We start from the raw sequence: 25,165 nt of genomic DNA on the forward strand, positions 1-25,165 counted from the left end.
TTAAGCTTTGACACGAAAAAGGATAGAAATGAAAGCAATGCTTAAGATATTTTTATTATTTGCATGTAGTACCTTGCTACTAGCAAACGCCCCTGAGAAGAGCTCTTATGACACTCAGGTTAAAATTTTAAAAGAGCTAGACATCGATGCTAGCTTTATGAAAACTTCTCACTATGCAAAGATGAGACAAGGCATACAAAACTCACAGGTAAGAACATTTACAGATGCCTTGAAAAATGGCTATATGTATATACCAATGATTAAAGAGCAGATCAAAAAATCAGGCGTACCTGAGTCATTTTTCTACCTAGCGATGATAGAGTCAGGCTTTTCAAATCACACTGTCTCAAATGCTAAAGCTACTGGTATGTGGCAATTTATGGAGCAAACAGCTAAAATTCACGGCCTAAAAGTAGGACAATACACCGATGAGAGAAAAGATCCAGTCGAATCAACTGTAGCCGCTACAAACTATCTAAGATCACTGAAAAATCAATTTGGCAAATGGTACTTGGCAGCAATGGCATATAACTGCGGCGATGGTGCGTTAAAAAAAGCTATACAAAAAGCTGGCACAGACGATCTTGTAACACTTCTTGATGCTGAGAAAAAATACCTCCCAGCTGAGACTAGAAATTTTATCATTAAAATTTTAAGAGCGGCATATATTGCAAAAGATGCGGACTTTTTGATATCTAAAGAGTCGTCTTTACTAAACATAAATGGCGGATTAAGACTTACGAAAGTAAAAGTGCCAGGCGGTACAAATTTAGCTCAGATAGGCGACAGCATCGGTCTTAGCACAAAAAAGATGAAAAGCAATAACCCACATTTAAAATTTGTATTTACTCCTCCAACTTTAAAAGATTATTACGTTTATATCCCTGAAAATAAAAAGCAACTTTTCTCAGATAATTTCAAACCATTTAATGGCAAAAATAACTTCTATGCATATACAGTAAAAAAAGGCGAGACCTTGCTCTCTATCTCTAAAAAAACAGGCGTTAGCCACAGAGCGATCAAGGACTACAACGAGCTTAGCACAAATGCAGTAAGCTATAATCAAAAACTAATCATCCCTTTTTCTACTCAAAACAAATCTCACAACTATGTAGTTCAAACAGGCGATACGATCGCATCTTTATCAAAGAAATTTAATGTAAGTGAAAAAGATATAAAAGATGCAAATTCTTTGGCTAGTTCAAATTTAAATGTCGGAGCAAATATTGTCATACCGTAAGAGCCTAAATTTCTACTTAGGACTAAGTTTTACACTTCTAATCACTGGTTGTTCTTGGAGTGGGGCTCCATTTACTCCAATTGGCCCAACTAATGTAAGAGGCAACAACTCCGCCTCAGTTCAAAAAGCAACAATGAGACCATACACGATAAACGGCAAAACCTACTATCCAACCGTCGTAAGTGTCGGCGATAAAGCTAGCGGAACGGCAAGCTGGTATGGTCCAAATTTTCACGGCAAAACAACATCTAATGGCGAAGTTTATAATATGTATAATATGACTGCGGCGCATAAAACTTTGCCGATGAATACAATACTTAAAGTAACAAATTTAAGAAATCAAAAAAGCGTCATCGTGCGCGTAAATGATAGAGGACCTTTTGTGGCTGACAGGGTGCTTGACCTTTCAAAAGCAGCTGCAATGAAGCTTGATGTCATCGGCACTGGCACAGCTCCAGTTAGTATGGAGGTTATCGGCTTTAATGAAGACATCAATGCCGTTACAACCGCTAGCGCACAACCAACAAAACCAACAAGCACTGGCATAAAAGTGCCAAATCCAGTCTCTCCAACGGCCCCAGTTGGCGGCATCGTGATCTCATCAGAGCAACGCGTTGTGGGTGGAGATTTTATGGTACAAATTGGCTCGTTTAAAAACCTTGAAGGCGCAAACAGATACCAAAGAGAGCATAAAAGCATAGATGGTTATAGATCAGTCGTTAAGACATTTACGATAGATGGCTCAACCATTTATAGGGTATTTTTAAATGGCTTTAGAAGCGAGGACGAGGCTAGGGATTACGCAAGAAGCGGTAAATTCCAAGGTGCATTTATAGTAAGAGGTTAGGGCGTGAGAGAGGAAATTTTAGAACTAACTAGAAACACAAAAGAGACGCAAATTTCAATGAAGCTCAAAATTTACGGCTCTGGGATTGCAAAGATAAGCACAGGCATTGGCTTTTTTGACCATATGCTTGAGGCATTTACAAAACACTCTTTGCTCGATCTTGAAATTTCATGCAATGGCGACACGCATGTGGATTTTCACCACAGTGTCGAGGATGTAGGCATAGTTTTGGGGCAACTTTTAAAAGAGGCCTTGTATCCTTTAAGCGGTGTTGAGAGGTTTGGCGAGGCGAGCGTTGTTATGGATGAGGCGGCTGTTTTTTGCGCACTAGATCTTAGCAACAGAGCTTACCTCGTATATGAAAATTTTAATGAAAATGCCAAAGTTGGTGAGTTTGACACTGAGCTTGTGGAGGAGTTTTTTAGAGCAGTTGCTATAAATTCGGCCATCACTCTTCATCTAAATCAAATTCGTGGCAAAAACACTCATCACATCATCGAAGCAACGTTTAAATCATTTGCCGTAGCACTCCGCAGAGCGCTTGCCAAAAACGCAAGGATCGGCACTCCAAGTACTAAGGGCGTTTTATGATAGAAATTATATTTTTAGACGTTGATGGGTGCCTCACTGATGGCAAGATCATCTACAATGCAAACGGCGAAGAGCTTAAATTTTTTGATGTAAAAGATGGCTACGCGATAGAGAGCTGGCTAAAACTTGGCAAGAAAGTGGCTATCATCACTGGCAGAAAGTCGGCTATCGTTGAGCGAAGGGCTGAGGATCTAAAGATAAATCACGTCTATCAAGGCGTTGGCGATAAATTTGAAGTAGCAAGCGAGATATTAAAATTTGAAGGGCTTAGCTTTAAAAACGCAGCAGCTATCGGCGATGACTATAATGACTATAAAATTTTAGACGCAGTTGCTTGGAGCTTTAAGCCAAAAGATGCCATTAAAGAGCTTGATGTAAAGACAAAGCTAAAGCACAAAGGTGGCAATGGCGCTGTTAGAGAGATGATCGAGATGATCATAAAATCAGAAAATTTATATGACGAGTGGTCTAAGCGTTGGTTGTAAAAATTTTCTACTTCGTCGTGGCCATTTTTAGTGCAGTGATGATATTTTTAGCGGCTCAAGACCCATACCTAGCAAACGTGCTAAAGGTTGATACAAAGATATCAAATATGCAGGTAAATGATGTGGTTGATTATGAGATAAACTCAACTAAGATAAGCGGAGTTTATGAGAGTGACGAGCTAAACAGATATAGCGACAGGGATGAATTTTTAGACTTTAAAGCGAGAATTTTAAGGGGAAATTTAAGACATTTTCTAAGCTCAGACAAGGCTATCTCGCAAAACGATGAGATAATCTTTCAAAAAAATGCAAACTATGAAAACAATGATAGTTTGAAATTTAAAAGCGATGAAGTTATATATAACACAAAGACAAAAATAGTAAGATCAGAAGCAAATTTCACCATCACTAGAAACGGCGACAAAGCACTAGGTGATAGTGGCAGCTACGATCTTGGTAAAAAACAAACGCAGATAAAAGGGTTAAGGGCATGGGTAGAAGAAAAGCAGCGATTTTAGCGATGATTTTGGGCTTTACATTTTTAAATGCAGAGCAAGTTGAGATCACATCAAACGATTTTTTTGCTGATGAAAACAAGCAGATCAGCGAGTTTGTAGGCAATGTAAATATCAAAAAAGGCTCATACGATGAGCTAAAGGCAAACAAAGTCGTTGTGCATTTTGATAAAAAGCGCCAACCAGTAAAATATGTAGCCACGGGCAATGCTAGGGCTAAAATTTTCATGAAAGATAAGCACTATGAGGGTAAGGGCGATACGCTAACATACGAGCCAGCAAAGCAGACATACACAGTAACTGGCAACGGCTATTTGCACGAGGTAGAGACTGATAAAAATGTCTACGGCGATAAGATCGTGGTCAATCAAAAGGATGGCACATATAGCGTAAATAGCGACGAGAAAAAGCCGGTTAAATTTATCTTTCAAATAGAGGATAAAACCAAGTGATAAGAGCTTTGAGCGCTAAATTTATCACTTCAAGCCCAAGCATAAAAGAGGCTCCAAGCTTTGTGACAAGCGAGGTGGTCTTTTTGGGCAGGTCAAATGTAGGTAAAAGCAGCCTCATAAATGCACTTGTAAATCAAAAAAATTTGGCCAAAAGCTCATCGACTCCTGGCAAAACACAGCTTATAAATTTCTTTGAGGCTGAGTTTTGTGAGGAAAAAGAAGAGAGCGAAAAAGAGAAATTTAAACTCATCTTGGTTGATCTACCAGGCTTTGGCTACGCAAAAGTGGCAAAGTCAAAACACGACGAGTGGCGCAAAAATTTAGATGAGTTTTTGAAATTTAGAAGCGACATCAGACTTTTTATACATCTAATCGACGCTAGGCACTTTGACCTAGACATCGACGTGAACGTGGATTCTTACCTAAAAAGCTTTTTAAGAGCTGATCAGAAAATCTTAAATTTATACACAAAAATCGACAAGCTAAATCAAAGCCAGAAGAGTGCGATAATGAAATTTGACCCAAGTGGCATTTTGGTCTCGACACTCAGCAAAAGCGGCATCGACAAGGCACGGGAAGCTATCATAAACCACGCTCTTGGTAGGTAAAATGCAAACCATAAGCAGCTTAGACATTAAAATTTTTAAAGGCTTTTGGTGGGTCATTTTTTTGCTCTCTTACGAGATCGCAACTACGCAGTTTGGCTTCTTGCCACCACTTATTGGCATTTTTTTTACATATATGATTTTGGAGTATTCAAGAAAGCAAAAGCAGTATGATGAGTTTAAGCCCTCATGGTATTTTTCGCTCGTTTTCTTGGTCTTTGCCGAGCAAATTCATGGTTTTTATCTCTTTTCAACGATCATTGCATTTTTGCTATTTTACAACTTCGTGCTAGACTGGCTCTATACGACGATGAAGTGGCGAAACTGCCTGCTCATCATCTTTGTCGCCTCTGGCTATGTGCTAACTTTTCTTGTAAATAACCTTTTTGCCTACGTCTTAAACGAGCCAAATTTGACTTTTAGTGCAGAGTATCTATTTTTCATAGCGCTTGAAAGTGTGCTTGCTATCGTGCTTTTTAGGGACAAAGTGCTATGAGGATGCGTATCGTTTTTGGCGTGATCGCTCTTTTTTGGATCATGCTTTTGGGGCGGATTTACCACCTAAGTGTAAATTCTAACACCTACTATAACGAGATCGCCGAGCAAAATGCGATAAAAACTATCTACATCCCGCCAGTTAGAGGCATCATCTTTGATGCGCACGACAAGCCTATGGCGGTCAATCGTCTTGGCTTTTCTATCTATGTAAGGCCGCACCTTAGCGCAAACAAAAAGGTGAAAATTTTAGACGATGAGCTAGCCTATATCGGCTCGCTATTTGGTGATCTAAACGTCACCAAGCTTAAAAATGAATATATCAAAAACGACTCAGCTTACAACCAAGACTTCATAAACGTGGTCGAATTTGTTGATTATGATAAATTTTTGCCATTTTTTGCGCCTCTTTCTCTGCGTGAAAATTTAGAGATAAGACCCGCTTCAAAACGCCACTATCCATACAACGACTTAGCTTCTCACATCATCGGCTATGTCGGCAGGGCAAACCAAAAAGATATGGAAAATGACCCTTTGACAAAGCTTACAAACTATATTGGCAGAAGCGGCGTAGAGCGCTTTTATAACCCGATATTGCAAGGAATTCAAGGCTTTAAAAAGATCAAGGTAAATGCGCTAAATGAGGAGATCGAGCAGGTGAGCTATCAAGCGCCACAAAGTCAAAACATAAAGCTCGCCGTCGATCTTGAGCTTCAGCAGTTTGTCGCTGATGTCTTTGGTAAGGATGCAGGAAGCGTCATAGTTATGAGCTTAAAAGATGGCGCCATCATCGCAGCAGGAAGCTTTCCTGAGTATGATTTAAATCCTTTTGTACTTGGAATTTCTCAGGCTGAGTGGGAGGAGCTTGTAAAAAACGTCGATCATCCATTTACAAATAAGCTGATAAACGGCCTCTATCCGCCAGGATCTGTCGTAAAAATGGGTATGGCACTTGCCTTTTTAGACAATGGCATGAGCAAATATGATAGCTTTTTTTGCAGTGGCTCGTATGAGCTTGGAGGGCGTAAATTTCGCTGCTGGAACTCGCATGGTCATGGCACGGTTAATATGAACACGGCAATTAGAGAGAGCTGTGATGACTACTTTTACAAGGGTAGCCAAAAGATCGGCATAGACGCCATTGTGCCGATACTTGAGCGTATGGGCTTTGGTAGAAAAACAGAGGTTGATTTACCAAATGAATTTGTGGGGACCTTGCCAAGTAGGGAGTGGAAGATGAGGAAGTATGGCAAGGCGTGGTTTCAAGGCGAGACGCTCATCACCTCTATCGGACAGGGAAATTTTCTAGTCACGCCTATGCAGGTAGCTAAATACACAGCAGGCCTTGCAACTGGGCTAAATGTGACGCCACATTTTTTAAAGAGCATCGATGGCAAGGATGTTGATTTTACGCCAACAGATGATGCTTTTACGCCGTTTGAGAAGTCACAGCTACCTGCCATTAGGCATGCGATGTATGAGGTGGCAAATCACCCAAGAGGCACGGCAAATAGGCACTTTGTGGGAAGTCTTGTAAAGGTTGCGGCAAAGACTGGAACAGCTCAGGTCGTTGGTATCTCGCAAACTGAAAAGAAACGTATGAAAGAGGAGGATATGGCGTATCTGCAAAGATCTCACGCGTGGATGACGACCTATGCGCCTTTTGAGGACCCACAATACGTCATCACGATGGTTGTCGAGCACGGCGGTCACGGCGGTAGTGCGGCTGGTCCTAAGATCTCGCAAATTTATAACAAGCTAGTTGAAATGGGATACATAAAGCTAGATAAAGTTCAGACTGATAAAGATAAAAAACAATAAATTCTATCTCTAAAAAAAATTACTAAATATGTCTGTGTGTATTTGTTTGCTCTCAAAACGTGACCACCTTACAAAATAGTTCTTATAAGATAAAAATATAATTAATGATTAGCTAACTTATGATTGGCATGTATTCGTAACTTTGACATTAACTAAATAAACATTTAAATTTGTAATGAAGTAAGTAAAAATAGTTTTAAAAATTTTAGCCCAAAATAGGGCTAAAATTTATGGATTATAGACCTTCAAAAGGATTTGAAGCTACGTCTTTGCGATCAACTATGTAAGGTATGATAGCTGCGTGGCGAGCTCTTTTGATCGCTTTTTCTACCATCTCTTGGTATCTTTTTGATGTGCCAGTTAGGCGTCTTGGCATGATTTTAAATCTCTCTGACAAGCAATACTTTAAAAGTGAAGTGTCTTTGTAGTCTATAAAATCAATTTTTGCTTCTGTAAATTTGCAATATTTGCGTGAATATTTTCTTTTTTCTGCCATTTTTTATCCTTTAAAATTAAAACGGTATTTCTTCATTGTTGAAGCTATCAGCATCAACGTCTATATCAGGAACTTCTGAATAACTCTCTTGCTTTCTTTGCGGAGCAGCTTGCGGTCTAGCTTCTTGTTGGCGGTTATATTGGTTATTTTGATATCCGCCTTGCTGTCCGTAGCCACCGCTATTTTGGCTATTCATAGAGTATCCGCCTTGTTGCGTTTGGTTATTTGAGCCAAGCATTTCCATGCTTTCAACGGCGATAGAGTGTTTTGAGCGATTTTGTCCGTTATTGTCGGTCCACTGATCAAATTTGAGTCTTCCTTCAATAAGCAGCTTTGATCCCTTGTTGAGATATTGGTTTGCTATCTCTGCACTCTTGCCAAAAAATGATATATCAATAAAGCAAGTCTCATCTCTTCTTTCCCCATTTGAGGTGATTTTGCGTGTCACAGCTATACTAGAATTTCCTATGGCAACGCCGCTAGTAGTATATCTAAGCTCTATATCTCTGGTTAAATTTCCAACTAATACTACTTTATTGAACATTTTTTATCCTTGATTATTCTTCTGTAAATGTTTGCTCGTCTACTTTTTCAACTCTTGGCTCGCGTGGTGCTCTTGGCTCGCGAGGTTCTTTTTTAATAGTTTGCTTGATACCTTTGCAAAGTCTTTCCCAAGCTGCGATTTCGCGTTTGTTTTCATATTTAACGCTTAAAAATCTTATGATATCTTCTGTGATTCTTACGTTTCTTGTAAGCTCTGCAAGAAGTGCTGGTGGAGCTTTGTAGTAGATAACAAAATATGTTCCACGCTCATATTTTTTGATGGTATAAGCTAGTTTTCTAGTACCCATCTCAATGACAGTAGCGATCTCGCCGCCGTTTTTTGTTATGACTTCTTTTACGAAATCAACCTTAGCTTTAACTTCCTCTTCCGTCAATGTCGGCTTAAGAATAAATAAAAGCTCGTAATGTTTCATTTTTTCTCCTTATGGATATTTAGCTCACTTTGTGAGCAAGGATTTTGCATTAAGCAAGGGTGGATTTTAGCTTAAATTTACTTAATATTTGCTGTTGATATGAGGTGTTGGAGGTTTAAAATGGTTGATAAAACGAAAATTTCTTTATCCATTTTTGTATTTGTTTTTAGCTCTAGCTCGGCTAAATTTAGCGTTTTAAATATCTCCAAATAGGCATTTAAACTTAGCTTTAAGCTATTTGCTTTTAGTAAATTTGCCACATTTACAGGCGGCTGATAGCCGATCGCTTCGTCTAAATTCAAGCGGCCATTTATCTTGATGTAAGAGTAAATTTTAAACAGCCTAAAAAATGCTTTGTAAAGTGAGTTTAGAAGTAAAATTTCATTAAAATTTGGATCTTCCAAGTAGGTAAAAAAGTCGTTTTTTATATCTTTTAGAGCCATAAATTTGTTAAAAAAGTCATCAAAATTTATCCCGCCAAGTCCAAAAACTAGCCTTTTTACATCGTCTTGTTCGATGTGGGTGTTTAGGCTCTTTAGCTTTGTCAGCTCGCTTGCCGCAAGGTATAAATTTTCATTATGTGTAAAATAAAGCTCATAAAGTGCGTTTTTGGTTATATTTAGGCCTATTTTAGCTGAGCTTTTAGCTAGTAAATTTATAGCTTCATCTGGGTTTGAGGGCTTAAAAAATCTAGCAAAATTTGCCCCAAATGCCTTTTGCGTATCAAAAACTAGCTTCATATCGGCCTCATAAAGCTCAAATAAAAAGTAGTTGTCATGGCTTTTTGAGCAAAGCGAGATGAGCTCTTTTAGCTCTTTTGCCGGGATCTTTTTGTCGCTTTTTACATAGAGGATATTTTTGCCGCCAAAAAGCGACTGTTCGCTTAGGTGAGAGCTTGCTTGTGCGTAGTTGTACTCGTCAAAATAAAGGCTTAATAAATTTGCATCTTCGCTTGAGTAAAAGCTCAAAATTTCTTTGCCAAAAAGCTCTATCTGAAACTCATCTGCGCCAAAAAGCAAGAAGTAGTTGCTTAAATTTGCATTTGCTAAATTTAGCTCTAAATCCTTTCTATACATCGATCTTTCTTACCACTTTTGCAAAAATTTTAGCACTCGCGATATCAGCCTCTGTGATCTTTACAACAAGCTTTTGAAGTAAATTTGCGCTGTATCCAGTGATGAAAATCCTAGCTCCAACAAAATAATCATCAAGCTTAGCGACCAAGACATTTTGGTTTTCGCTCACGTAGCAACGCACCTCTTTGCCGATGTTTGCAGCTGCCCAGCGCGCAAATTTCCTATCCATAAAGTCGTAAGCTACCTTGTCGGCCTCTCTTTCAAGCTCGCTTAAGGTTGCACATGTGCTTTGGATGTTTAAAAGCAAGAAGTTGTAAAGCTTCTCATCTTTTGAAATTTTAGCCTTTAAAAGTCTGTGTAAGATAAGGTCAGAATAGCGTCTAATAGGGCTTGTAAAGTGCGTGTATCTATCAAATCCAAGCCCAAAGTGGCCTAAATTTTCACTTGAGTATTCAGCCTTTTTTTGAGACTTGATGATGAGCTTATCTATCTCTTCACGGTTGCCTAGTTCATCAGCCTTTGTTTGGATCTTTCTTATCAAATTTGCAAGGTCGCTCTCGTAGGTAAAGTCAAGCCCCAAAAGCTGCAAGTCCTCAAGCAAGGTATCTATCTTTTTAAAATCAGGCGAAGCGTGGTTTCTAAAAACGCCCTTTGTGATGAGCTTTGCTGCGGCTTTGTTTGCTAAAAGCATGCAGTCCTCAACAAGTCTGTGCGAGTCGGAGTCGCTTTCAAACCTAGTTTGCGAAATTTGACCCTCTTCATCAAGGCTCATTCTAAGCTCTTTTGTCCTAAAGTCAAATGCGTGCAAAAGCCTTTTTTTGCGAAGCTTCGTGGTGAGTTTAAAAAGTGGCTTGATCCATGAAATTTCACACTCTCTTTTACCTTCTAAAATTTCATCGATCTCATCGTAGTTAAAGCGCCTTTTTGAAAGGATGATCGCCTCAAAAAGCTCCTCTTTTTTTACCTCGTTATTTGCATCGAGTGAAATTTTAAAACAAAATGCAAGGCGCGGCACGTCTGGCTTTAGCGAGCAGATATTTTCACTAAGCGCGCGCGGCAACATCGGCACTGAAATGTGCGGAAAGTAGATAGAAAAGCCTCTTTTTTTAGCCTCGCTATCAATGGCGCTATACGCGGTCACATACTCGCTTACATCGGCGATTGCGACGTAAATTTCGCGCTTTTTTTCATCAAAATATATGGCATCGTCAAAGTCTTTGGCATCGACTGGATCGATCGTGCAAAACTCTAAATTTCTTAGGTCAACCCTGTTTGGATACATGCTAGCATCGACTTCATCGCCAAATGCCTTTGCTTCAAGCTCGCAAGCCTCGCTAAATTTATCATTTTTATTATAAATAGCAAGCGAAATTTTCTCATCGCTTAGCGGATCTTCTAAATTTCCTAAAACCTCAACTATTTCGTTGTTTAGGTTGTTTATCTTTAGTAGCGTCCCAAGCGGGAGCATCTTTAGGCTTTTTTGAGTTGCCTTTAGGGTTGTGCTTAGCCCAGTTTTTAAATTTACCCCTAAAATGGCCGCTCCAAAGCGTTTTGTATAGACCACGCTTGTCTCATTTGCAAGCTTTAGGCTCATCACTATCTTAGCACTTTGGCGTTTTTTCTTAAGTGGCAAAAGCTTTGCTAGCACGATATCGCCAAGGTGAGAGTTGTTTAAATTTTTATTTTCTACGATGATATCTTGCTTGAAGCGCTTGTCAAATGGCATGATAAAGCCAGTTGCGTTTTGGCTGATGTCTAGCTTGCCGCAGACATAGCCGTTGTTTAGGTAAAATTTATCTTTATGTAAGCTTACGGCACCAAGGTTTAGGAGATTACGCAAGATCTCTTTATCTTCGTTTGATATCTCTTTTTCTTTGATGCCAACGAGAAGTGATGTTAAAAATTCTTTCACAAATTGTCTTTGACTTTGCTAACAGCCATTAAAAATGTATCTCTCTCAAAGCCATATTCGTTTATAAGAAGTGTTGCGTTATTTACGCTCACATCGTCAAGCTGGTTAAAGATATTAACCGCTGTTTTTACTACTTTTAACGCTCTTGCATACTCTTTTATATGATCAGGTGCCTCTTCTGGAGTGTTTGAGTAGAGGATGGAATTTCCAAGCTCGATCTCTAAATTCCACTGCTCAAAAATTTTAGCTGTGACCTCTTCGTTTGTGATGTCCAAAATTTCTGACTCTAAAAGCGCAAGATCATAGGTAGATGAAATTTGTTTTAGCTTTGTTTTGAACTCAGCAACTTGGTTATTTTCTGTGAGCTCATGTGCTAAAACGATCTTGCCAACTTCAAGCATAAATGAAGCAGGAGAGAGAATTTCTAGATTTTTAGGTTTTATCTTTGAGTACCAGTGGTACATCAAAGCATTTTGCATGATTGAGATATTTAAAAAATCTTGTGCGGTAATGTCATATGGCTCTAAATTTATAGAAAAGGTCTTTTTAATGGCACTTGATAGCGCAAAACCGCGGATAGTAGCCATGCCAAAAAGTGAAATGGCTCTTGCGATAGTTGTGATCTCTTGAGAAAATCCGTAAAGTGGCGAGTTTGCTGAACGCAAGATATTTGCTGTTAGCATAGGGTCTTTTTCGACCACTTTTGTGAGGTCATTTATCGAGCTATTTTCGTCAGCATGTAGGCGCTGGATCTGTATGACAGTGTCGTCTAGTGGCGGAAGCGCTTTGATTTTTTTAAAGATTGATTCATTCATGTAAAGTGACTCTTTTGGTTAAAAATTTTGTCACATTATAGCAAAAAGCTGCAGCATAAAACTTAAAGATACTTTTTTGCTCTTTTTCAGCAACGTTTTTGTTGCTAAAATGTATAATCTCGCCAAAATTTAACAATAGGAGAAACAATGGCTATAAGTGTTTATTATGATAAAGACTGCGATTTAAGCCTTATTCAGAGTAAAAAAGTAGCGATTATTGGCTTTGGCTCACAAGGTCACGCACACGCTGAAAATTTAAGAGACAATGGCGTAAGTGTCGTAATCGGTCTTGCAAAAGGTGGCAAAAGCTGGGCAAAAGCTGAGGCAAAAGGCTTTGAAGTAAAAACTGTAAGCGAAGCTACAAAAGGCGCTGATGTAGTTATGATCCTAACACCAGATGAGCTTCAAGCTGAAATTTATAAAAATGAGATCGAGCCAAATTTAAAAGATCACGCTGCTATCGCATTTGGACATGGTTTTAATGTTCATTTTGGACAGATCAAAGCTCCAGCAAACATAGACGTCATCATGATTGCTCCAAAAGCCCCAGGACACACAGTTAGAAGCGAATTTTTAAGAGGTGGAGGCATACCTGATCTTATCGCTGTTGAACAAAATGCAAGCGGAAAGGCTAAAGAGATCGCTCTAAGCTATGCTTGCGGTATAGGCGGCGGTAGAACTGGCATCATCGAGACAACATTTAAAGATGAAACTGAAACAGATTTATTTGGCGAACAAGCTGTGCTTTGCGGTGGTCTTTGCGCACTTGTTAATGCTGGATTTGATACGCTTGTAGAGGCTGGATATGAGCCTGAGATGGCGTATTTTGAGTGCTTACACGAACTAAAACTGATCGTTGATCTAATGTATCAAGGTGGTATGGCTGATATGCGCTACTCTATCTCAAACACAGCTGAATACGGCGACTATGTAAGTGGCGTAAGAGTAGTTGGCGAAGAGAGCAGAAAAGCTATGAAAGAAGTTTTAAGAGAAATTCAAAATGGTAAATTTGCAAAAGACTTCATCCTAGAGAGAAAAGCAGGATATGTTAGAATGAACGCTGAGCGCGGCATAGCTGAGAGAAGCTTGCTAAATAAAACTGGCAAAAAACTTCGCGCAATGATGCCTTGGATAACTAACGGCAAACTTATAGATCAAAGCAAAAACTAAGCCTTGAGCGAAAAAAAGACTACAAAGAAGCGTCCTGTAAAAAAGAGTGCAGGTCGCTCTCATAATAAAATTTTCCTTGGTATCGGTGTCATCGCTGCCATTTTGATAGTGGCACTCATCGCAGCTCTTAGCATCAAAAACAAAGATGTTGAGCAGATAAGCAAAGTAAATGAGCCAAAGAGCGAGAAGCAAATTTCAAAAAAAGCTGAGCAAAAAGTTGTCAGCAAAGATAAAAAACAAGAGTACGAGAAGAGAAAATACCCTCTAAAATTTGATGAAGATGAAAATTTAAGTAAAATTTTTACCGATCCTAAACACAAAAGTGAGCTTGCTTTAAAGCCAAAAACTGAGCCAAAAGAGCAAAAAAAGATAACTCCTGAGATAAAACCTGAAGTAAAAGTAGAAGCTAAAAAAGAAGAGCCAAAAAAAGAGCAAAACGATACGAAAAATCTACTTGCAAATTTATATAAAAATATGCAAAGTAGCGTAGATGTAAGCCATGAAGCAAAGAGCGAAGAAAAGCCTGAGCAAAAGGTTGAGCAAGTAATCGAGCCATTTTACGCAGGTAAAAATGAGGCAAAAACAGAAACAAAAACAGAGCAAAACAAAAGCGCTGAAGCAAATTTAAGCATAAAAGAAAATTTAAAGCATAGTGAAATTTTAAAACCTGAGCCTACTAAAAAAAGTGAGGTTGAGCCTAGTAACAAAGCCAAGAAGCAAATTTACAGCGAAAAACCGCAAAAAGAGAGTGTGAAAAAAGATGACTTTGCAGTTGTGCCATTTACTCCAAATAGCAGTGTAAAAGGGCGCCGCGCAAAGCTTGTGCTAATAATCGATGATGTGGCGACATTTGAGCACGCTAGCATGGTAAAGTCAATCGGTCTAAAGATAACGCCGTCCATTTTCCCAGCGACAAAAACCCATCCAGATACGCCAAACATCGCTAGAACGTTTGAGTTTTATATGATACATCTGCCGATGCAGGCAAAGCACTTTGATAGCCCAGAGATAGGCACTCTAACGATCAACGAGAGCTTTGAAAGCATGCATGAAAAGATAAAAAAGATACGAAGAGACTTCCCGCGCGCAAAATATACAAACAACCACACAGGATCACGATTTACAAGTGATTATGACGCGATGGACAAGGCTTATAGAGCGCTGATAGAGCAGGGCTTTATCTTTGTCGATAGTAAGACGATCGCTCAAACAGCCGTGGCAAGGGCTGCTAAAAAGTATAATCAGCCTTACATTTCAAGAGATATATTTTTAGATGATGATCCATCGGCTAGTGCGGTTAGGCGAGAGCTTGTAGCTGCTGTAAATTTAGCCAAAAAAAGGGGCTACGCGATCGCCATCGGACACCCAAAGAAAAACACTATCGCAGTGATAAAAGCTAGCAAAAACAATATCTTAAAAGATGTAGAAGTTGTTTATCTAAAAGATATTTTATGAAACTTGAAATCATCCCAGAAGCGCTAAATAGGCTAAAAAATCCCCCAAAAGAGCTAAATTTCATAGGCGACACCTCGCTTCTTAGCATGCCAAAAGTCGCAGTCGTTGGCTCAAGAAAGGCAAGCGTTTATACAAAAGAGTGTGTCACGGCACTTTGCGCAGCGCTAAAAAGCGCAAATGTCTGCGTGGTAAGTGGTGGGGCTATCGGCGTGGATATCACAGCGCACAAGGCTGCCATGCCACGAACTATCGGTGTTTTTGCAAATGGGCTTGACATCATCTATCCAGCGCAAAACAAAGTTGCGATAAGAGAAATTTATGAAAACGGCTTGGCTCTAAGTGAGTATGACGAGGGCGAGCCACCGATCGCGTATAGGTTTTTAGAGAGAAATCGCATAGTTGTGGGGCTCGCGCAAGCTCTTGTGGTCGCACAAGCTGATCTAAGAAGCGGCTCGATGCAAAGTGCAAGGCTTGCAAATGAGCTTAAAATCCCTCTCTTTGTCCTGCCTCAGCGCATAAATGAGAGTAGTGGGACAAATGCCTTGCTAGCTAGCAAAAAGGCCGAACTTATCGATGATTACGTTAAATTTGCCTCACTTTTTGGCGAGGTAAAAGAGCAAGCAAAAGCTGATGATGAGATCTTGAAATTTTGCAAAAATGGCGTTAGCCTTGATGAAGCATTGGCTAAATTTGGCGAGATCATCTATGAGTACGAGCTTGACGGGCTAGTTGAAATTTCAAATTTAAGAGTAAAAAGCGCGCTATGAGAGAGAAATTTATGGCGATCGATGTTGGACTAAAGCGCATAGGGCTTGCTTTTGGCTTTGGCGAGGTCGTGACACCCCTTGAGCCAGTGCTTAGAAAAAATAGAAATCAAGCCGCAAGAGATGTGAGCCAAAAAGTAAATGAATACGCTCCAAACACGCTAGTAGTGGGCGTTCCGATCGGCGGCAGTAGCGAAGATGAGATGAGAAGGCGCATAGAGCATTTTGTCTCGCTTCTTGATGTGCAGGCTAATATCGTCTATCAAGACGAAGCCTTTAGCAGCAGCGAGGCAAGTGAAATTTACACAAATACAAAGCGAGATGGTAGGCTTGATAGCGTCTCAGCCACCATCATCTTAAAGAGATATCTAAAAATTTTATAAATTTCTAGCCACCACCCCTAAAGTCTCGTGCAAGCTATCGCTAGTAAATGGCTGTCTAAGCGTAGTCATCTTCTCACTTTTGATGCTTTTGGCTTCATCCTTGCTGATGATGACGATGTAGAAATTCTTAAGCTTTTGATAAGTTAGCATCTCATCAAGCCTTGCTTTGTCGCTTAGATACTCCTTTTGCACGAAGATGATGTCTGGCTTAAAAATGGCATCTTTTATGTGTAAATTTAAACTCTCGAAGCTCTTTTGTTTGCTGAGCTTTAGCCCCGTAAAGCTTAGCTCATGACTGAGCGTTAAAAATAAATTTTCATCATCGCACGCAATGATCGCATTTTTGCCTAGAAGGCTTGCTATCTCTACGCTTTGCCTTTTAAATGTCCCACTTTTTGGTAGCGGCACGCTTATGCTTATATTAAAGCCGTCCTCTGTTTTACTCATCTTGGCATTTAGCTCTTTTAGTAGCTCGCCAGCTTCTTTTACTAGTCTCTCGTTTGGCTTTTGCGGGCATGAAGTGCATCTTATATGTATGTCAAAATGCACTAAACTTAGGCTGTAGCTTACTAGAGTAAAGGATATGAGCAGTTTTGAGTTGCTTACGTCATTTAGGTAAAATTTGCTTAAATTTTTGATCGCGCCTATTAGCTTATGCACTTCAAAGCTTAGATAGCGTGGGTAGTTTGGGTTGTAGTTAAAGACGATGGCGTTGTTTCTAGCTGTTGCGTCCTTAAAAAGTGCCTCTAAAAAAAGCTCCATTTGCGCGACAAAATCGACATTTTTCATATCACAAGCATCCCATCGCCATAAGAGTAAAATCTATACTTTTCGCTAACTGCCGTTTCGTAAATCCTCATCGTCTCTTCAAGTCCTATGAAGCTAGTAACTAGCATGATCAGAGTTGATTTTGGCAGATGAAAATTTGTTAAAAGATAGTTTTGCCTGATCGGCTTATTATTTAAATTTAAAAATAGCTTGCAAAAGCCACTTGGCTGCTTGCTTCTAGCAAACTCTTCAACGCATCTAGTAACCGTCGTACCAACGCCAAGTATGGGCTTATTTGAGTTTATGAGCTCTTGAGCTTTTTCGCTTAGCTCATAAAACTCAGAGTGCATTTTGTGATCATTTATGTTTTGGCACTCCACGCCTTTAAATGTCCCAGCGCCCACGTGAAGCGTAATATAAGCGACCTCGTGCTTTGCCTTTATCTGCTCTAACATCTGCTCGCTAAAGTGCAGACTGGCTGTCGGAGCTGCGACTGCGCCGCTATTTTTGGCAAATATACTTTGATACCAGCTCTCATCGTCCTTTGTATCAGCCCTTTTGATATATGGAGGGAGTGGGACGTGACCGATCTTTTCTAGCTCGCTAAAAAGTCGCGCCGTATCTAAAATAACGCCATTTTTGGTGAAATTTACCACTCTTGAGCCATCATCATTTAGCTCAAGCACATTTACCTTTATGCTATCAGCAAAATTTAAAACGCTACCGACACTTACTTTGCCCCTTATATAGACGCTAAATTTATTATCATTAAGCGGTTGATTTAGCATCACTTCGCAAGCTCCGCCACTTTGTTTGTGTCCTAAAATGCGCGCTTTAACTACCTTTGTATTGTTAAAAATGACCGCCGCGTCCTCTGGGATGAGGCTGGCTAGATCTTTAAATTTATAGTGTTTTATCTCTTTTGTTTTTTTAAGATAAACAAGCAGTTTTGCCTCTTCTTTGGGCAAAACTGGCTCTTTTGCGATGAGCTCGTTAGGCAAAAAGTAGTCGTAGCTTGAGATATCGTTTATATCACTCATCGCCTGCGTCGCTGTTTGTGTCGCTATCTTGTTCATCATCGTCGCTTTTGCCAGCTCTTTTGGCGACTATGATAGAAATTCCATAAAGTCCGATGAGTGGCAGTGCCATTAAAATTTGACTTATAACATCTGGCGGTGTGACGATGGCTGCGAAGATAAAGATGACGACTACTGCGTATCTGAAATAATCTTTTAACATCTTGTCATCGACAAGGCCTATCTTTGCTAAGAAAAATGTAATGACTGGCAGCTCAAATGAAATTCCAAAGCCGATTAGTAGCTTTGTAAAAAAGCCCACGTACTCGCCGATGCTTGGCAGTGCCGTAAAGAGCTGACCGCCAAAATTTACCAAAAATGTAAAACCAAGCGGGATGACCACGTAGTAGCAAAACGCCGCCCCGCACGCAAACATAAATGAGGCTGAAAGCACAAATGGGATCACATATTTTTTTTCATTGTCATAAAGTCCAGGTGCGACAAATAGCCAAAACTGCCAAAAAATGATAGGCAAAGCAAGCACCAAGCCAGCAAAAAAGGCGACCTTCATCGCTGTGAAAAACGGCTCTTGGATTTGCGTAAAGATGATATTTGAGCCAGCTGGCAAGACCTGCTTTAGCGGCTCGCTCATCCATGCAAGCAGTGGATTCCAAAATGTAAAACAGATGCCAAAACAGACGAAAACGCTTACTATGCTTATGAAAAGCCTCTTTCTAAGCTCGATCAAATGGGGTCTTAACTCTTCAAACATTACGCCTCTTTTTTATCGTTTAAGATTGCATCTTTAACTAAATTTGTTGGATTTTTTATATTTTCTACCGTTTTTTTCGTGTCGCTTACGACGTTTTGTATGCTTTCAGTGACGTCACTTGCGCTTTTCTTGATCTCGTCAAGCTCTTCAAAAGTAAGCTTTTTTCGCACGCTTTGAGCGCTTTGGGTTATGCTCTCTTTATATTTTTGAGCGTCCTCTTTTAGCTCGGCTATCTTCATCTCTTGATCAAATGTTGATTTTGCGTCATTTATGCCTTTTTTAAACATTTTTAGAAATTTAGCGATCTGCACCATAGCGCTTGGCAGCTTGTCAGGGCCCAAAACTAGCACGGCGATCACGGCGATGACCAAGATCTCAGAAAAACTCATTCCAAACATTTTTGCCTCTGTTAAATTTTATTTAAGCTTTGTATTTTATCTTGACTTTGCTCAAATTTTTATAAATTTAGCCCTCTATAAAGAGTGCGATCTCGTCGCTTAATAAGAAATTTGGGTTGTAAAATTTGTCATTTTTAAAGAGTAGTTTTTCATTTTCTACAAGTAAATTTGCTCTTTTTTTCTGAGCTTCATTTAAGCGTCCAGCCTCTACGCCTACGATGCTTCTAAGCCCTAAAAATATATGCTCTCTTGCTAGCTCGCTTGGGCTTAAAATTTCTCTTTCTCTATGCGTTGGCTGCGTGATGTAGGCGTCTATGCTATTTTTGGCGTAGTATCTGGTGGCGTCCTTAAAGCCCACGCTAAAAGCCCCCACACCAAGGTAGTTTTTGCCTTGCCAGTAGCCAAGATTGTGCCTGCAAATTTGCCCAAAATTTGAAATTTCATATTGCTTAAAACCAGCTCGCTGGATCTGCTCTATTATAAATTTAGCCAAAGTGTCGCTATCTTTTTTATAGCTTTTTTTGCCAGCAAATGGGGTGTTTTCTTCAAGTGTGAGCGAGTAGGCGCTTAGATGCGTGATAGCAAGGCTTTTTAAATTTTCAACCTCAGCCAAAAGGCGCTTTTTGGTATCAAATTTAGTGTCATAGATGAGGTCTAAATTTATGCTCTTAAAGCCAGCTGTATGGGCATTTTCAACCGCTTTAAAAATTTGCTCCTTGCTGTGGATGCGCCCTAGAAATTTAAGCTTATCTTCAAAAAAGCTTTGCGCGCCAAAGCTGATGCGGTTTGCGCCTAAATTTTTTACATGCTTTAGCCAAGCTAAATTTGCAGAATTTGGATTTGCTTCAAGTGTGATCTCAGTTTTAGGTGTGCAAAGTTGAGCTAAAATGCTAAAAATCTCATCATAAAGCTTGGCATTTACCGCACTTGGTGTGCCGCCGCCAAAAAAAATGGTTGAAATTTCTTTTACATTTTGGCTTTTTAGCTGGAAATTTAGATCAAGGCAAAGCGCTTTAAAGTAGGCGCCAACCTTGCTAAATTCGTCATCGCTTGAGCCAAAGGCGCAGTAAGGACACTTGCTCTCGCAAAATGGCACGTGGATATAAACTTGCAAATTTCTCTCTTTTTAAAATTTTGGCGATTATAAGAAATTTGGCATTTAGCGCAGTTTAAAAGTAGCTTTCATTTATCTATCTCTTAACTCTTTTTCGTTATCATCTCAAATAAAATTTTTTTGGAAAAAACATGCAAAAAAAATATAGACCAAATGTAGCAGCTGTCATTTTGTCTAGTTCTTACCCTTTTAAATGCGAAATTTTAGTCGCAAAAAGGGTTGATATGGACGATATCTGGCAGTTTCCTCAAGGTGGCATAGATGAAGGAGAAAGTCCAAAACAAGCGCTAAAAAGGGAGCTTAAAGAGGAGATCGGAACTGATAAATTTGACTTCTTAGAAGAGTATCCTGATTGGCTTAGCTACGACTTTCCAGCAAATGCGTCAAAGAGATTTTATCCATTTGATGGGCAGACGCAAAAGTACTTTTTGGTTAGGCTAAAAAACGGTGCTAGCATAAATTTAAAGACCGAGCATCCAGAGTTTAGCGAGTATAAATTTGTAGATATCAACAAGGCTTTAGAGGGGATAAATCACTTCAAAAAGCCTATTTATGACAAAGTTTTGAGTTATTTTAAAGAGAAAGGATATTTTTGATGTTAATCGTTCAAAAATTTGGCGGAACTAGTGTAGGCACGCTTGAGCGCATCGAAGCTGTGGCAAATAGGGTCATAGAGACTAAAAACAGCGGCGCTGACGTGGTTGTGGTAGTTTCTGCGATGAGTGGAGTTACAAATCAATTGGTTGAATATAGTGAGTATTTCTCAAAGCACCCAGACGGCGTTGCTACCGATATGCTTTTAAGCTCTGGAGAGCAAGTAACCACCGCACTTTTGACGATTGCACTTAATGCAAAAGGCTATGCGTGCGTAGGACTAACTGGCGCAATGGCTGGGATAATAACAGATGAAATTCACACAAAAGCTAGGATAGAAAAGATAGACACCACTAGGCTAAAAGCTGAGCTAAAAGCTGGCAGGATCGTCGTCGTAGCAGGCTTTCAAGGCATAGACGATAAAGGCGATATCACGACACTTGGTAGAGGCGGAAGCGACCTTAGTGCGGTTGCATTAGCAGGGGCGCTTGAAGCTGATCTGTGTGAAATTTTTACCGACGTTGATGGCGTTTATACGACTGATCCAAGGATAGAAAAAAAGGCAAAAAAGCTAGAAAAGATAAGCTATGACGAGATGCTTGAGCTTGCCTCTGCTGGGGCGAAAGTGCTTCAAAATCGCTCAGTCGAGCTAGCAAAAAAACTAAATGTCAAACTAATCACAAGAAGCAGTTTTAACCACAACGAAGGTACATTAATAGCAAAGGAAGATAATATGGAAGCGGTTTTAGTAAGCGGTATAGCACTAGATAAAAATCAAGCAAGAGTAACTTTAAGAGGCGTAGTCGATAAGCCTGGCATCGCAGCTGAAATTTTCACAGCTCTAGCTCATCAAAATATAAATGTAGATATGATCATCCAAAACGTAGGACACGACGGAACGACAAATTTAGGCTTTACAGTGCCACAAAACGAGCTTGATCTAGCAAAAGAGACTATGCAAAAGCTCTCAGCTGCAAAGCATGTCGAGTATGACGATGCGATCGTGAAAGTCTCGGTTATCGGCGTAGGCATGAAGAGCCACAGCGGCGTAGCATGTCTAGCATTTGAGACGCTTGCAAAAGAGGGGATAAATATCCAGATGATCTCAACAAGCGAGATAAAAATTTCAATGATTGTCGATCAAAAATATGGCGAGCTCGCAGTTCGCGTGCTTCACGATGCGTATAAGTTAGATAAATAATGCAAGATTTTATTCAATGGACGCTTGAGACTATAAGAAGCGAAAGATATATGAGCTGGATGGAGGAGAAGCGCGTCGAATGGACGCCTTTGCTCGCATCTAGGCTTAAATTTTTGCTTGATAGCAAGGCTTTTATAGTCATCTGCGACGATGAGCGAGAGTGGTTTGAAAACTATCTTTTAAGAAATATCAACCGCACAAAAAGCGAGCGTCCGTTTTTGCCATTTTTCAGCCTAAGATCGCTCTATCCAGCCTTTGACAGCATCGAGACGAACGAGCAAAAGCAGCTTTTAAAAGATATGCTAAGTCTTGCCTTTCCAAATGGCTACATCTTTTTTTACATCGGCAAGAGCATAGATAAGCGTGCAAATTTAGCCAAGACTGATGAAAACAGCTATATGTGGCTCTTTGACGAGCAGGCGCAAAATAGCTTCACGCTAAGCTCGAGCGATGAAAACTTAGACATCAAACTTCTAAATTTATATAAACTTTTCGACAAGAGCATAGACGCCGTGCTCTTTGCAAAGGTGATGCTCTAAATGCTTAATAAAATCGTCATAACAAGCGATTTTGAAAATTTAAAAGCCAAGCTTGAAGCCGAGTTTGGCGTAAATAATCTAAGATTTTTTATAAGCGATGATTTTTTGCTTGAAAATGCAAAAGAGGTCATCGCTGAAGCTTACATCGCCGAAAAAGATGAGAAAATTTTAGTCATAGAGGCGAAGTCTTTTCGCACCGAGGCTCAAAACGCACTTTTAAAGATCATCGAAGAGCCTCCAAGAAACATCAAATTTATAATAGTAACGCAGAGTAAAAATTTACTTCTACCAACGATCAGATCGAGGATGCTCATAGAAAATAAGCTCACCAAAAAGCCAAAAATGAGTGTGGAGCTAAATTTAAAATCGCTCAGCCTAAAAGAGCTAACAAGCTTTATTGACCAAAAGATAGCAGAGGAGCAGGCGCAAAAATTTGGCAAAAACGAGCTAAAAGAGCTTGTCGGAGCCATCGTGACAAAGGCAGTTGATAGTGGGTATAAATTTAGCGGCGAGGAGATGGAGTATTTTTTCTCACTCATCAAGCTTGCCGATCTAAACGCCAAGTCTCACGCCGTTTTAACGCCGCTACTGCTTACTATCTTTGAGAAAGGACGACGTTGAAATTTTATAAGATAAATAACAAAAGCGACTTTAATGAAATTTGCAAGGCCATCTCGCCAAGTCCGGCTGGTGCGAAGCTTATGCACGAAAAGAGCGAGATAAATTTTATCTTTATCGATGAGATAAAGACCCCAGCGGCAAATATCCTAAAGCAAGATGCCCTAAGTGTTGGCGCCGAGCTTGTGACGCATAATGATACGATTTTAGGTCGCGAGAGCCTAAACAAAGCCTTGCTAATGGCGACAAACGCGCAGCTTAAGCAGTTAGCTAAAAAAGAGAAGCTGCAAGACTTTGGGCTTAAAAAGCTTGCAAATTTTTTAGAAACTAAATTTACAAAGCCCACAAAGCCACTTATAATGGGCGTTGCAAATATAAATAGAGATAGTTTTAACGAGCAAAGCCGCATAAATACGCAAAATGGCATAGCAAAAATAGAAGCGATGATAGAAGCAGGTGCTGACTACATCGATCTTGGCGGCGTTAGCTCAAGGCCAGGGAGCGAGTATTGCGGACGCGAGGAGGAGTTTAGGCGCATAAAAGATATCATAGAAGAAATTTACAAGCTAAATTTACACGAAAAGGCGAAATTTAGCCTTGATAGCTTTGATGAGTATTGCTTAGAATTTGCGCTAAATCACGGCTTTAAGATGATAAATGACATCACAGCAAACGCAAATTTAGCCACGCTTGCTGCAAGATACGATGCGCAGTTTTGTATGATGCACATGCAAGGTGATCCTGCCACGATGCAGATTGCGCCAAAGTATAACGACTTAATCGGTGAAATTTCAGACTTTTTTGAGCAAAAGATTGTCCTAGCAAGGGAGCTTGGCGCTAAAAAGATAGTGCTTGATGTTGGCATCGGCTTTGGTAAGACGGCTGAGCAAAATTTACTGCTTATTAAGCATTTGGAGCATTTTTTGAAATTTGGCTACCCGCTGCTAGTCGGTGCTAGCCGCAAATCAGTCATAAACCACTACTATAAAAGTGAGGTCAAAGACCGCTTGCCAGGCTCACTTTATCTGCACCTAAAGGCTTACGAAAATGGCGCGCAGATCATAAGAACGCACGATGTCGCCGAGCACAAGCAGCTTTTTAATATGCACGAGGCGATGAGCCAAGCCACGCTTTGGTAGGGCGCTTGCTAAAAAGAGGCTAGATGAGAAATTTATTGCCGCCACCTTGGATCAAATTTCCAAGTATAGATCCATTTTCCATCGGCTGGAGGATGGGCTGCGGCGAGGATTATAAGTTTAAATTTAATGGCTGGCTAAAAACGCTAAGCCAAGATGAAAAACGTCAATACGAACAGCTCTTCGTTGAGCCTGCGACGTGGCGTGGATACTGGGATGAGAGGATTGGAGGCGATGAAAGCACGCTTTTTATTAAGGGTGACTTTGTCATAGACCTTTGGGAGCGTGAGCCTAGATATGAGTTAAAATGGCTTAAAAAGCGCTATAACGCTGGCAAGTCGGATAAATTTCTCTTATTTTGGGGTCATCAAAAGAGTGCAAATTTAAGCGCAAGCTGTCTTAGCCAGTGGTACGCATCTAGCTTTTGGCAAGACGAGGTTCATTACATTTGCGCTGAGCAATATATGATGGCTAAAAAGGCTCAGTGTTTTGGCGATAAAGAGGCTTTGAAACAAATTTTATCCGTCAAAGATCCAGCGCAGATGAAGGCGCTTGGCAGGCAGGTGCGTGGCTTTGACGCTAGGGTCTGGGACGAGGTAAAATTTGGCGTCGTGCTAAATGCGAGCTATCTAAAATTTAGCCAAAATGCCCCTTTGCGTGACTTTTTGCTCCAAACTGGGAGCAAAATTTTAGTTGAGGCAAGCCCAGCTGATAAAATTTGGGGCATAGGTTTAGCCGCAAGCGATGAAAATGCGCAAAATCCTATGAAGTGGCGAGGGCAAAATTTACTTGGCTTTGCGCTGATGAGGGCGAGAGACGAGATAGCAAAGGTCTATAAAAATGTCCATTTATGTGACGCAAGAGAGCTAAATTTGGATCATTTATAAAGTATGTTTAAGATAAAATGCGG

Annotated in this window: 30 protein-coding genes; 19 read left to right on the forward strand and 11 right to left on the reverse strand. The window is 40.0% G+C overall.

Going from position 1 to position 25,165, the window contains the following annotated elements; translation table 11 throughout:
* Nucleotides 1-28 precede the first annotated feature (28 nt).
* From G6W43_RS00170 to mrdA, 9 genes are read left to right on the forward strand one after another with little or no spacing between them, the layout of a single operon-like run.
* The gene (locus G6W43_RS00170) at nucleotides 29-1,240 is read left to right on the forward strand and encodes a lytic transglycosylase domain-containing protein (RefSeq protein WP_012140081.1); all 1,212 of its coding nucleotides are present in this window, start codon (nucleotides 29-31) and stop codon (nucleotides 1,238-1,240) included.
* Nucleotides 1,227-2,087 carry a septal ring lytic transglycosylase RlpA family protein gene (locus tag G6W43_RS00175; protein WP_194168872.1) on the forward strand — a complete coding sequence of 287 codons (861 nt, stop codon included), beginning with the start codon at nucleotides 1,227-1,229 and terminating at the stop codon, nucleotides 2,085-2,087. Before G6W43_RS00170 ends, G6W43_RS00175 begins: the two co-directional genes overlap by 14 nt.
* A 15-nt stretch (nucleotides 2,088-2,102) precedes the next feature.
* Nucleotides 2,103-2,678, forward strand: coding sequence for an imidazoleglycerol-phosphate dehydratase HisB (hisB, locus tag G6W43_RS00180; RefSeq protein WP_180997188.1), 576 nt, complete (start codon nucleotides 2,103-2,105; stop codon nucleotides 2,676-2,678).
* On the forward strand, nucleotides 2,675-3,163 hold the full coding sequence (locus G6W43_RS00185) for a KdsC family phosphatase (RefSeq protein ID WP_004317467.1): 489 nt from the start codon (nucleotides 2,675-2,677) through the stop codon (nucleotides 3,161-3,163). Before hisB ends, G6W43_RS00185 begins: the two co-directional genes overlap by 4 nt.
* Nucleotides 3,154-3,681: an LPS export ABC transporter periplasmic protein LptC gene (gene lptC, locus G6W43_RS00190; RefSeq protein WP_021086384.1), complete on the forward strand. Its 528-nt coding sequence runs from the start codon at nucleotides 3,154-3,156 to the stop codon at nucleotides 3,679-3,681. Before G6W43_RS00185 ends, lptC begins: the two co-directional genes overlap by 10 nt.
* Nucleotides 3,654-4,130: a lipopolysaccharide transport periplasmic protein LptA gene (gene lptA, locus G6W43_RS00195; RefSeq protein WP_103615407.1), complete on the forward strand. Its 477-nt coding sequence runs from the start codon at nucleotides 3,654-3,656 to the stop codon at nucleotides 4,128-4,130. Before lptC ends, lptA begins: the two co-directional genes overlap by 28 nt.
* On the forward strand, nucleotides 4,127-4,738 hold the full coding sequence (yihA, locus tag G6W43_RS00200; protein ID WP_194168873.1) for a ribosome biogenesis GTP-binding protein YihA/YsxC: 612 nt from the start codon (nucleotides 4,127-4,129) through the stop codon (nucleotides 4,736-4,738). Before lptA ends, yihA begins: the two co-directional genes overlap by 4 nt.
* A gap of 1 nt (nucleotide 4,739) precedes the next feature.
* Nucleotides 4,740-5,231 carry a hypothetical protein gene (locus G6W43_RS00205; protein ID WP_021087205.1) on the forward strand — a complete coding sequence of 164 codons (492 nt, stop codon included), beginning with the start codon at nucleotides 4,740-4,742 and terminating at the stop codon, nucleotides 5,229-5,231.
* Entirely contained in the window at nucleotides 5,228-7,051 is a 1,824-nt protein-coding gene (gene mrdA / locus G6W43_RS00210) for a penicillin-binding protein 2 (RefSeq protein WP_148824832.1), read from the forward strand. The genes G6W43_RS00205 and mrdA overlap by 4 nt, the downstream gene beginning before the upstream one ends.
* A 235-nt stretch (nucleotides 7,052-7,286) precedes the next feature.
* On the opposite strand, the gene rpsR is transcribed toward mrdA, so the two are convergent.
* From rpsR to G6W43_RS00240, 6 genes are all read right to left on the reverse strand, one after another.
* Entirely contained in the window at nucleotides 7,287-7,547 is a 261-nt protein-coding gene (gene rpsR, locus G6W43_RS00215) for a 30S ribosomal protein S18 (RefSeq protein ID WP_087582546.1), read from the reverse strand.
* Nucleotides 7,548-7,563: 16 nt separating this feature from the next.
* A complete protein-coding gene (locus G6W43_RS00220) occupies nucleotides 7,564-8,091 on the reverse strand; it encodes a single-stranded DNA-binding protein (RefSeq protein ID WP_021087759.1) in 528 nt (175 codons plus the stop codon).
* 13 nt (nucleotides 8,092-8,104) lie between these two features.
* Nucleotides 8,105-8,524: a 30S ribosomal protein S6 gene (gene rpsF, locus G6W43_RS00225; RefSeq protein WP_012140072.1), complete on the reverse strand. Its 420-nt coding sequence runs from the start codon at nucleotides 8,522-8,524 to the stop codon at nucleotides 8,105-8,107.
* A 77-nt stretch (nucleotides 8,525-8,601) separates the two neighbouring features.
* On the reverse strand, nucleotides 8,602-9,600 hold the full coding sequence (gene holA, locus G6W43_RS00230; protein WP_012140071.1) for a DNA polymerase III subunit delta: 999 nt from the start codon (nucleotides 9,598-9,600) through the stop codon (nucleotides 8,602-8,604).
* Nucleotides 9,593-11,512, reverse strand: a complete 1,920-nt coding sequence (locus G6W43_RS00235; RefSeq protein ID WP_012140070.1) for an RNB domain-containing ribonuclease — start codon at nucleotides 11,510-11,512, stop codon at nucleotides 9,593-9,595. The genes holA and G6W43_RS00235 overlap by 8 nt, the downstream gene beginning before the upstream one ends.
* Complete coding sequence (locus G6W43_RS00240; protein ID WP_012140069.1) at nucleotides 11,509-12,327, reverse strand: HDOD domain-containing protein; 819 nt, start codon at nucleotides 12,325-12,327, stop codon at nucleotides 11,509-11,511. Before G6W43_RS00240 ends, G6W43_RS00235 begins: the two co-directional genes overlap by 4 nt.
* Before the next feature lie 147 nt (nucleotides 12,328-12,474).
* On the opposite strand from G6W43_RS00240, the gene ilvC reads away from it, so the two are divergent.
* From ilvC to ruvX, 4 genes are read left to right on the forward strand one after another with little or no spacing between them, the layout of a single operon-like run.
* Nucleotides 12,475-13,497 (forward strand): ketol-acid reductoisomerase, encoded by a 1,023-nt coding sequence (ilvC, locus tag G6W43_RS00245; RefSeq protein ID WP_103608584.1) that lies wholly within the window; start codon nucleotides 12,475-12,477, stop codon nucleotides 13,495-13,497.
* Between the two features lie 3 nt (nucleotides 13,498-13,500).
* Nucleotides 13,501-14,952 (forward strand): divergent polysaccharide deacetylase family protein, encoded by a 1,452-nt coding sequence (locus tag G6W43_RS00250; protein WP_107797317.1) that lies wholly within the window; start codon nucleotides 13,501-13,503, stop codon nucleotides 14,950-14,952.
* The gene (locus G6W43_RS00255; protein ID WP_194168874.1) at nucleotides 14,949-15,719 is read left to right on the forward strand and encodes a DNA-processing protein DprA; all 771 of its coding nucleotides are present in this window, start codon (nucleotides 14,949-14,951) and stop codon (nucleotides 15,717-15,719) included. The genes G6W43_RS00250 and G6W43_RS00255 overlap by 4 nt, the downstream gene beginning before the upstream one ends.
* Nucleotides 15,716-16,099, forward strand: a complete 384-nt coding sequence (gene ruvX, locus G6W43_RS00260; RefSeq protein WP_004317765.1) for a Holliday junction resolvase RuvX — start codon at nucleotides 15,716-15,718, stop codon at nucleotides 16,097-16,099. The genes G6W43_RS00255 and ruvX overlap by 4 nt, the downstream gene beginning before the upstream one ends.
* Here ruvX and G6W43_RS00265 read toward each other — a convergent pair.
* The 5 genes from G6W43_RS00265 to hemW form a co-directional block, all read right to left on the reverse strand.
* Nucleotides 16,094-16,888, reverse strand: coding sequence for a hypothetical protein (locus tag G6W43_RS00265; protein WP_194168875.1), 795 nt, complete (start codon nucleotides 16,886-16,888; stop codon nucleotides 16,094-16,096). The genes ruvX and G6W43_RS00265 overlap by 6 nt on opposite strands.
* Nucleotides 16,885-17,907: a tRNA preQ1(34) S-adenosylmethionine ribosyltransferase-isomerase QueA gene (gene queA, locus G6W43_RS00270; protein ID WP_194168934.1), complete on the reverse strand. Its 1,023-nt coding sequence runs from the start codon at nucleotides 17,905-17,907 to the stop codon at nucleotides 16,885-16,887. Before queA ends, G6W43_RS00265 begins: the two co-directional genes overlap by 4 nt.
* Complete coding sequence (gene tatC / locus G6W43_RS00275) at nucleotides 17,900-18,655, reverse strand: twin-arginine translocase subunit TatC (RefSeq protein WP_103634270.1); 756 nt, start codon at nucleotides 18,653-18,655, stop codon at nucleotides 17,900-17,902. The genes queA and tatC overlap by 8 nt, the downstream gene beginning before the upstream one ends.
* The gene (gene tatB, locus G6W43_RS00280; protein WP_035142300.1) at nucleotides 18,655-19,053 is read right to left on the reverse strand and encodes a Sec-independent protein translocase protein TatB; all 399 of its coding nucleotides are present in this window, start codon (nucleotides 19,051-19,053) and stop codon (nucleotides 18,655-18,657) included. Before tatB ends, tatC begins: the two co-directional genes overlap by 1 nt.
* Before the next feature lie 67 nt (nucleotides 19,054-19,120).
* On the reverse strand, nucleotides 19,121-20,167 hold the full coding sequence (gene hemW, locus G6W43_RS00285; protein ID WP_194168876.1) for a radical SAM family heme chaperone HemW: 1,047 nt from the start codon (nucleotides 20,165-20,167) through the stop codon (nucleotides 19,121-19,123).
* Between the two features lie 131 nt (nucleotides 20,168-20,298).
* Between hemW and G6W43_RS00290 the strand changes: the two genes are divergently transcribed.
* Genes G6W43_RS00290 through G6W43_RS00315 form a run of 6 tightly spaced genes read left to right on the forward strand, consistent with a single transcriptional unit; the run spans nucleotide 20,299 to nucleotide 25,142 of the window.
* A complete protein-coding gene (locus G6W43_RS00290) occupies nucleotides 20,299-20,763 on the forward strand; it encodes an RNA pyrophosphohydrolase (RefSeq protein ID WP_021087786.1) in 465 nt (154 codons plus the stop codon).
* Nucleotides 20,763-21,962, forward strand: coding sequence for an aspartate kinase (locus G6W43_RS00295; protein ID WP_002939482.1), 1,200 nt, complete (start codon nucleotides 20,763-20,765; stop codon nucleotides 21,960-21,962). Before G6W43_RS00290 ends, G6W43_RS00295 begins: the two co-directional genes overlap by 1 nt.
* Nucleotides 21,962-22,501 carry a HobA family DNA replication regulator gene (locus G6W43_RS00300; protein WP_009294158.1) on the forward strand — a complete coding sequence of 180 codons (540 nt, stop codon included), beginning with the start codon at nucleotides 21,962-21,964 and terminating at the stop codon, nucleotides 22,499-22,501. Before G6W43_RS00295 ends, G6W43_RS00300 begins: the two co-directional genes overlap by 1 nt.
* Nucleotides 22,502-23,122: a DNA polymerase III subunit delta' gene (locus tag G6W43_RS00305; protein WP_009294157.1), complete on the forward strand. Its 621-nt coding sequence runs from the start codon at nucleotides 22,502-22,504 to the stop codon at nucleotides 23,120-23,122.
* The gene (gene folP / locus G6W43_RS00310) at nucleotides 23,119-24,258 is read left to right on the forward strand and encodes a dihydropteroate synthase (RefSeq protein WP_194168877.1); all 1,140 of its coding nucleotides are present in this window, start codon (nucleotides 23,119-23,121) and stop codon (nucleotides 24,256-24,258) included. Before G6W43_RS00305 ends, folP begins: the two co-directional genes overlap by 4 nt.
* Nucleotides 24,259-24,281: 23 nt before the next feature.
* Nucleotides 24,282-25,142: an NADAR family protein gene (locus tag G6W43_RS00315; protein WP_194168878.1), complete on the forward strand. Its 861-nt coding sequence runs from the start codon at nucleotides 24,282-24,284 to the stop codon at nucleotides 25,140-25,142.
* Nucleotides 25,143-25,165 lie beyond the last annotated feature (23 nt).

Origin of the sequence: Campylobacter concisus, from assembly GCF_015229965.1 — a bacterium.
Lineage (GTDB): Bacteria > Campylobacterota > Campylobacteria > Campylobacterales > Campylobacteraceae > Campylobacter_A > Campylobacter_A concisus_BD.